The sequence below is a fragment of the Planomonospora algeriensis genome (genome assembly GCF_977012225.1).
This window is the reverse complement of sequence record NZ_CDRNDK010000428.1, coordinates 1-5255: the sequence shown is the minus strand read 5'-3', so window position 1 is coordinate 5255 and position 5255 is coordinate 1. Positions and strand designations below refer to the sequence as shown.

Below are 5255 nucleotides of genomic sequence, written 5' to 3'. Positions count from 1 at the left end.
GGCGGCTGCGGCGGCGGCGGGTGATCCGGGTGGCGGCGGTGGTCGCGGTGGTCGTGGTGGCGGCCCCGGCGGCGGATGAGGGGGGCGGTGGCGATGGATGAGCGGCTCGGCGTCGGGATCGGCTGGCGGCCGGAGATCGATCTGACCGTGGAACGCCTGCCCGGCGTCGACTTCGTCGAGGTCGTCGCGGAGAACATCCGCCCCGGGCGGCTCCCGGAGTCGCTGCGGGTGCTGCGCGCCCGCGGCGTGCCGGTGATCCCGCACGGGGTCGGGCTGGGCGTGGGCGGGGCGGAGCCGCCGGACCCCGACCGGCTGGCGCACCTGGCGGCCTGCGCGGAGGCGCTGGACGCGCCGCTGGTCAGCGAGCACCTGGCCTTCGTGCGGGCGGGCGGCCTGGAGGCGGGTCACCTGCTCCCGGTCCCGCGCACCCGGCGGGCGCTCGCGGTCGTGACGGAGAACGTACGGCGGGCGCAGGCCGCGCTGCCCGTCCCGCTGGTGCTGGAGAACGTGGCGGCGATCTTCGGCTGGCCGGAGGATGAGATGACCGAGGCGGAGTTCCTCGGCGAGCTGGTCGCCGCGACCGGGGTCGGGCTCCTCGTCGACGTGGCCAACCTCTACACCAACCAGGTCAACCTGGGGCTGCCGGCCGTCGGGGCGCTGGACGTCCTGCCGCTGTCCGAGCTCGCCTACGTCCACGTGGCCGGAGGCCACGAGCACGGCGGGGTCTGGCACGACACCCACACCGCGCACGTCTCCGACGAGATCCTGGCCGTCCTGTCGGAGCTCTGCGCCCGGGTGGACCCGCCCGGGGTGCTGCTGGAGTGGGACGCCGACTACCCGAGCGACGCCGCGCTGGAGACCGAGCTCGGCCGGATCCGCGCGGCGATGGCCCGTGGCTGAGGCCGTGCCCGCAGGGGAGCCTGATGGGGCACGGGCGGACCGCGGCGGTTCCGGTGGGTCCGTTGGCTCCGGTGGGTCCGTTGGCGGCGATGACGCCGGCGGGCGGGAGGAGCTGGCGAGGGCGCAGGCCGGACTGCTGGCCGCCCTGGTGGCGGGGGCGCAGGCACCGCCGGGGTTCGATGGGGAGCGGCTGCGGATCCAGGCGGCGAGCCTGGTCGCCAAGCGGCGGAGCCTGGTGGCCCGGCTCCGCCCGGACCTGGTGCAGGCCCTCGGCGGGGACTTCCGGGCCGAGTTCGCCGCTTACGCCTCCGGCCGTCCCAAGCCGCCGGGGGGTTCCCGCGCCGACGCCGCGGACTTCGCCGAGCACCTCGCCCGGACCGGCCGGATCACGGCCGGAGCCGGGACCGGAGCCGGGAATGGGGCGGGGACCGGGGACCAGGCATGGACCGGGAACGGGGCCTGGCCTGCGGCCGGGAGCGGGGCCGCGGCGGGGGCCGGGGCCGGGAGCGGCGCAGGATCGCCGCGGCGGCCCGGCCGGTGGGCCCGCCTGACCCGGTGGCTGGGCGGGGAGCGGGACGCGCGGGACGGCGACCCGTGGGAGGGTGACGGCCGGTGAACGGGACGTTTTGGCGAGACGAGGCGGGATACGCTCCCTGACGTGGGGGAACTTCGCTGCGTCGATGGATCGTGTCTGACCGTCACGCCCGTGGTGTGCCGGGACAGCGTCGGTGAGCCGTACGAGATCACGCTCGAACTCCGCCGCGACGGCATGCCGTACGGGACGGTGGGAGAGCGGTGCGGCTGGTTCCTCGCCCGGCTGGCGCGTGGGGTGGCCGAGGCCCGGGCCGACCGGGCGGCGGGGTGGCCGGACCCGGACGACCGCTTCCCCGGCCCGCCGGGCCGCTCCGGCGGCGGAGAGGGATGCGAGCGGGACGAGGAACTGTTCGCCTTTCGTTACCGCACCCGCAAGGGCGCGGTCGGCGGGGGCGAGCTCCGCTGCCGACTGCGCACGATCCCGGTCTGGATGCCCGGGGGCGAGGGCGCCGGACGGGGCGCTCCGGGCGAGTGGCGGCTGACCAGGAGGGCGTTCCTGGAGGCCTGGGGGAGCGGCGGGGTGGGCCTGCGCGCCGTGCTGACCTCCGCCGAGCTGGGCGTGTTCGTGCGGGAGCTCGTCGAGGAGGCCGAGGAGCGGCTGCGGGCGCAGGTGCCCGGGGGCGCGCCCGCGCCTGAGCGGAGGGCGCGCCCGGTAAGGGGATTGACGAATCGTTGCGGTGCGCCTCCCGCGCCTGAGCGGAGGGGCGGAGAGGTCTCGCGGGCGGCGATAATTGCCTGTCGGCGTCCGAAGGCGATGGGCGCCCGCGGGAGGGAAATCCACATGGGCGTGCGCGATCTCGTCTACCGGCTGTACGAACGGCGGCTGGAGGCGAAGCTGTCCCGTGACAGCGACATGGTGCCCCGCCACGTCGGTGTGATCGTGGACGGCAACCGGCGCTGGGCGCGGTCGATGGGGATCGACGACGTCAGCCGGGGGCACCGCAAGGGCGCGGACAAGATCTCCGAGCTGCTCTGCTGGTGCCGGGAGGCGGGCGTCGAGGTCGTCACCGTGTGGCTGCTGTCCAGCGACAACATCAACCGCTCCAGGGACGAGCTGGAACCCCTCATGAAGATCATCGAGGATGTGGTCCAGGAGCTCGTGGCGGACGGCTGGCACATCAAGCCGATGGGAGCGCTTGACCTCCTGCCCGATCACACGGCACATGTCCTGAAAAATGCAAAAGAAGCAACATCGCACCGTCCAGGTTTGATTGTGAACGTTGCGGTTGGGTATGGAGGAAGGCGTGAGATCGCTGATGCGGTGCGCTCCCTCCTGCTGGAGCACGCCAGCAAGGGGGCGACCATCGAGGACCTGGTCGAGGTCCTCGATGTGGAGCACATCGCGGAGCATCTCTACACGCGCGGCCAGCCCGACCCGGACCTGGTCATCCGGACCTCGGGAGAGCAGCGGCTCTCCGGATTCCTGCTCTGGCAGAGCGCCCACTCCGAGTTCTACTTCTGCGAGGCCTACTGGCCCGACTTCCGCAGGGTCGACTTCCTCCGGGCGCTCCGCTCCTACGCCGCGCGGCATCGCAGGTACGGCACCTGAAACGCAACGTGAACACCCCCTTTCGGTCACGCATGGCCCATTGGACGGTGGGTATTCAGGACGTACCGTAAGAAGTAGGCGGGCGGAGCCCGCCTACTCCGGAGAGGGCCCGCCTTTGCGTCACGACCTGCTGAGGGGGGCCGGTCGCCGGCGTCCGCTCCGCATGGCGCGAGCGCGGTCCCGGGTCCGGTCCGCATCCCAGCTCATGGCAGGGCGCCCCCCAGGGCGCCCGGGGGAGAACGCGTGGCACACCCTTCGTCCGCATCCACGTCTCCGGCCGGCAACCGGAAGACGTACGTCCTGGACACCTCGGTCCTCCTGGCGGATCCGGCGGCGATGAGCCGCTTCGCCGAGCACGAGGTCGTCCTCCCGATCGTCGTCATCACCGAGTTGGAGGCCAAGCGCCATCATCCCGAGCTCGGCTACTTCGCGCGCAAGGCGCTGAGGTACCTCGACGACCTGAGGGTGACCCACGGACGTCTGGACGAGCCCATGCCGATCGGCGAGGGCACCATCCGGGTCGAGCTCAACCACAGCGACCCGTCCATCCTGCCCGCCGGGTTCCGCCTCGGCGACAACGACACCCGCATCCTGACCGTCGCGCGTTCCCTGGCCTCCGAGGGTCTCGACGTGGTGCTGGTCTCCAAGGACCTCCCGATGCGGATCAAGGCCGCCTCCGTCGGGCTGGCCGCGGAGGAGTACCGCGCCGAGCTCGTCGTGGAGTCCGGCTGGACCGGTATGGCCGAGCTGCAGGTGACCGAGGAGGACATCGAGGCGCTCTTCGAGCACCGCGTCGCGGATCTGGCCGAGGCCCGCGAGCTGCCCACGCACACCGGCCTGCGGCTGCTGTCCAGCCGGGGCTCGGCGCTGGGCCGGGTGCTGCCGGACAAGTCCGTCCGGCTGGTCCGCGGCGACCGCGAGGTGTTCGGCGTGCACGGCCGCTCCGCCGAGCAGCGCATCGCCCTGGACCTGCTCATGGACCCCGAGGTCGGCATCGTCTCGATGGGCGGCCGGGCCGGCACCGGCAAGTCCGCGCTTGCGCTCTGCGCGGGCCTGGAGGCGGTCCTGGAGCGCCGCCAGCACCGCAAGGTCATCGTCTTCCGCCCGCTGTACGCCGTGGGCGGCCAGGAGCTGGGCTACCTGCCCGGTTCCGAGAACGAGAAGATGGGCCCGTGGGCGCAGGCCGTCTACGACACCCTGGGCGCGGTCACCTCGCCCGAGGTGATCGAGGAGGTCATGGACCGGGGGATGCTGGAGGTGCTCCCGCTCACCCACATCCGCGGCCGCTCGCTGCACGACGCCTTCGTGATCGTCGACGAGGCGCAGTCGCTGGAGCGCGGGGTGCTGCTCACGGTGCTGAGCCGGATCGGCGCCAACTCCCGGGTCGTGCTCACCCACGACGTCGCCCAGCGGGACAACCTGCGGGTGGGCCGGCACGACGGCGTGGTCGCGGTGGTGGAGAAGCTCAAGGGCCACCCGCTGTTCGCGCACGTCACGCTGACCCGCTCGGAGCGCTCGCCGATCGCCGCGCTGGTCACCGAGATGCTGGAGGACTTCACCATGTAGGCCGGTCCCGCCGCCCCCTGCGCGCGGGGCGGCGGGCCGCGCCCGGGACGCCCCGACGCGGCCTCGGGAGGCCGTACGGCTCACGGGGGCAGGCGCACCCCCCGGCCCGCCAGGTCCTGGTACTCGGAGCAGCTGTGCTCGCCCAGCGACTCCGGGATGCCGGGGAAGAGCCTGGTGATCTCGACGCTCCAGATGCTCGCCTGCTTGTTCTGCCGGACGGTGCAGGTGATCTGGGCGAGCCCCAGCCGGGTGATCCTGCCCTCGCCGGTGACGATCACGTTCAGCCGGTAGCCGAGGTCGTCGGTGGGTTCGCTCCGCTGCGAGGTGTCGGTGTACCGGGTGGTCTTGATGTCGTAGTAGTCGAACCCGGTCAGCTCGCTGGTCAGCTCCGGCCGCGGCGGTTGCTGCCCGGCGCGGAAGAGGCTCTTGACGACGTTCTCGGTCGAATCCGAGGCCACCGGGAGCCGGACGGGCTGCAGCGTGCCGTCGTCGACCATGTAGACCGTCACCCAGGTCGGGCTGTAGCTGATCACCGGCGGGCGGCCGCTGTCCCGCACCCCGGTGGGGGAGATGCCGCACCCCGCGGCCAGCACGGCCAGTACGGCCAGCACGGCGGCCGACACAGCCGGCACGGCGGCCGGCGCGG

General features: G+C 73.1%; 5 protein-coding genes. 4 read left to right on the top strand and 1 reads right to left on the bottom strand.

What is annotated here, in order from left to right:
* The first annotated feature begins 93 nt into the window (after positions 1 to 93).
* From ACWJ6R_RS29465 to ACWJ6R_RS29450, 4 genes are all read left to right on the top strand, one after another.
* Positions 94 to 900 carry a DUF692 domain-containing protein gene (locus ACWJ6R_RS29465; RefSeq protein ID WP_449065358.1) on the top strand — a complete coding sequence of 269 codons (807 nt, stop codon included), beginning with the start codon at positions 94 to 96 and terminating at the stop codon, positions 898 to 900.
* Positions 893 to 1516: a hypothetical protein gene (locus ACWJ6R_RS29460; protein WP_449065356.1), complete on the top strand. Its 624-nt coding sequence runs from the start codon at positions 893 to 895 to the stop codon at positions 1514 to 1516. Before ACWJ6R_RS29465 ends, ACWJ6R_RS29460 begins: the two co-directional genes overlap by 8 nt.
* A gap of 759 nt (positions 1517 to 2275) precedes the next feature.
* Positions 2276 to 3043, top strand: coding sequence for an isoprenyl transferase (locus tag ACWJ6R_RS29455; RefSeq protein WP_449065357.1), 768 nt, complete (start codon positions 2276 to 2278; stop codon positions 3041 to 3043).
* A gap of 243 nt (positions 3044 to 3286) precedes the next feature.
* Positions 3287 to 4609 carry a PhoH family protein gene (locus ACWJ6R_RS29450; protein ID WP_449065355.1) on the top strand — a complete coding sequence of 441 codons (1323 nt, stop codon included), beginning with the start codon at positions 3287 to 3289 and terminating at the stop codon, positions 4607 to 4609.
* Between the two features lie 80 nt (positions 4610 to 4689).
* Here the strand turns inward: ACWJ6R_RS29450 and ACWJ6R_RS29445 are convergent.
* On the bottom strand, positions 4690 to 5255 hold a 566-nt coding region (locus ACWJ6R_RS29445; protein ID WP_449065354.1), incomplete at its 5' end, for a hypothetical protein.

Bases quoted from the DNA above. Each gene is read 5' to 3' on its own strand.
- ACWJ6R_RS29455 (WP_449065357.1), top strand. From the start codon at position 2,276: ATGGGCGTGCGCGATCTCGTCTACCGGCTGTACGAACGGCGGCTGGAG.
- ACWJ6R_RS29465 (WP_449065358.1), top strand. From the start codon at position 94: ATGGATGAGCGGCTCGGCGTCGGGATCGGCTGGCGGCCGGAGATCGAT.